General features: G+C 63.0%; 2 protein-coding genes and 1 pseudogene. 1 reads left to right on the top strand and 2 read right to left on the bottom strand.

What is annotated here, in order from left to right:
* Together B2R17_RS15330 and miaA are read right to left on the bottom strand one after the other, a co-directional pair.
* A partial coding sequence (locus B2R17_RS15330) for an AraC family transcriptional regulator (RefSeq protein ID WP_286764677.1) occupies positions 1-710 on the bottom strand: 710 nt, incomplete at its 3' end.
* Between the two features lie 103 nt (positions 711-813).
* Positions 814-1,704 carry a tRNA (adenosine(37)-N6)-dimethylallyltransferase MiaA gene (gene miaA / locus B2R17_RS15335; protein WP_074634963.1) on the bottom strand — a complete coding sequence of 297 codons (891 nt, stop codon included), beginning with the start codon at positions 1,702-1,704 and terminating at the stop codon, positions 814-816.
* Positions 1,705-1,803: 99 nt separating this feature from the next.
* Here miaA and pyrH point away from each other — a divergent pair.
* Positions 1,804-2,009, top strand: a pseudogene (gene pyrH, locus B2R17_RS15340) (UMP kinase); the annotation flags it as partial.

The raw sequence follows: 2,009 nt of genomic DNA on the forward strand, positions 1-2,009 counted from the left end.
CCAAAGCCAAGGTGGCGCGCGATATCCTGTGCGGAATGCTCTGTCGTGCCAAGCAGGTGCCGTGCCTCATGCACCACCCGTTCGGTCAGGATATCCGCCGCAGTCTTGCCGGTCGCGGATTTTACGGCCCGTGACAGATGCGTCGGCGTGACCTCCAGGCTTTCGGCGTATTGCGCCATCGGCGCGCCGCTGCTGTAGTGTTCACAGACCATCTGGCAGAACCGCGCGCTGAGCCGTGCGGCGGCGTTGCGCCGGTTGGGGACATGTTCGTCCTGCATGATCTGACGCCGCAGCCAGACCGACATCAGCGCCGCGTGCCCCTCTAACGCGTCGTGATACAGCGGGCGCTTGGCCTGTTGTTCGCGCTGCGCGGCTTCGATCAGGCCGGTCAGTTCGGTCTGGGCCTGCACATCCCGAATACGCAGGTGGCGCGGCATTTGGGGCAGGCGCAGCTCGGTGCCGTCGGGGATCACCACCGCTTGCCCGATGCCCTGCCGCCCCATATCAAGGGCAAAGAGCGCACGGGCAGGGATAAACACCGCGTTATGCGCCCCCAAGCCGCGCCGCTGGCCGTCAAGCTGCAGCAATCCCTGACCGCGGGTGATCCAGATCAGCATATGCACAGGCCGGTCATGGCAAAGCTGCACGCGCCAGTCCTGCCCTTGCGACAGTTGCGCCAGCGTCAGCAATTCGATCGTGTTCTCTGTCATTGCATGACCCTATCAGCAAAAGACAAGTAAACACTATCGTTATACAGAGATACGGAAAGATAAAGGCAGTAAAAGATAATTTCGTCGTTTTGGCAACTGCGTGCTACCCCGGCACATATTGCAGCCAATCGGCGGTGTTCTTGCGCATCCACGTGCGCTGCCGTTTGGCATATTGCCGTGTCGCGATGATGGCATCCTGTCGCGCCACGTCAAGCGGTGTTGCGCCGTCAAGGTAGCGCATCAGCTCGGGCACGCCGATGGCACGGTGCGCGGGCAGGGCGGGGTCGTAATCGGGGTGCACGGCGGCGACTTCGTCCAGCGCGCCTTGGTCCAGCATCTGGTCAAAGCGACGGATGATCCTGTCGTTCAGCCAGTCCTTCGACGCGGCAACGGCGACAGGCTGACAGCGCTCCATCGGCAGGATGGGGGGCGGCGTATCATCTTGCCACGCGGCCAGCCCGCGCCCTGTGGCTTGCTGCACCTCCCACGCACGCTGGACGCGCATTGGGTTATAAAGATCGATGCGGCGCGCCGTCTCTGCGTCAAGCGCGTCGATCATCGCCGCGCGGGTCATGGTGTTGCCCGCGACGCGTACCGCGTCAGGGGTCGGGGGAATGTCCACCAGCCCCTTGGTCAGCGCCGCGAAATAAAGCCCCGTGCCACCGACAATGATCGGGCGTGCGGGCTGGCGCAGCACCTCGGTCACCTCGCGCAGCCAGTGGCCGACCGAATAGGGGTCGTGCGCCGCGACATGGCCATACAGCAGATGCGGTGCCAAGGCCTCTTCCTCGGCCGGGGGGCGGGCCGAGATCACGCGCCAGCAGCCGTAGACCTGACTGGCATCTGCATTCACAATCACCCCGCCCTGAGCCTGCGCAATCGCCAGCGCCAGCGCCGATTTGCCCGACGCCGTGGGCCCCGCAATCAGGACAGGCGCGGCAGGGTCGATAGAGGAAACCACGTCAGAGACGCGGGACAGCGGGGCATCTGGCATTTCTTTGCGTGAACCTCTGACGGAGCATTGAATGTTTGCGCTATTTGCGACATTTTACGGCGCAATGAAAACCCCTCCCACACCCTGAAAGGTGCGCCCATGCCCGAGAGCCAGTCAAAAGTAACATTCAACCGGGTCATGCTGAAGATTTCAGGCGAAGCATTGATGGGCGATCAGGGGTTCGGGCTGAACCCGCCAACCGTGCAACGCATCGCGAACGAGGTCAAATCGGTGCATGATCTTGGCGTCGAAATCTGCATGGTCATCGGGGGCGGCAATATCTTCCGCGGGCTGCAAGGGTCGGC

It is taken from the genome of Rhodopirellula sp. UBA1907 (assembly GCF_002337565.1).
Taxonomy (GTDB): domain Bacteria; phylum Planctomycetota; class Planctomycetia; order Pirellulales; family Pirellulaceae; genus Rhodopirellula; species Rhodopirellula europaea.

Excerpts from the sequence above, each read along its gene's own strand:
- miaA (WP_074634963.1), bottom strand. The coding sequence starts at position 1,704 with ATGCCAGATGCCCCGCTGTCCCGCGTCTCTGACGTGGTTTCCTCTATC.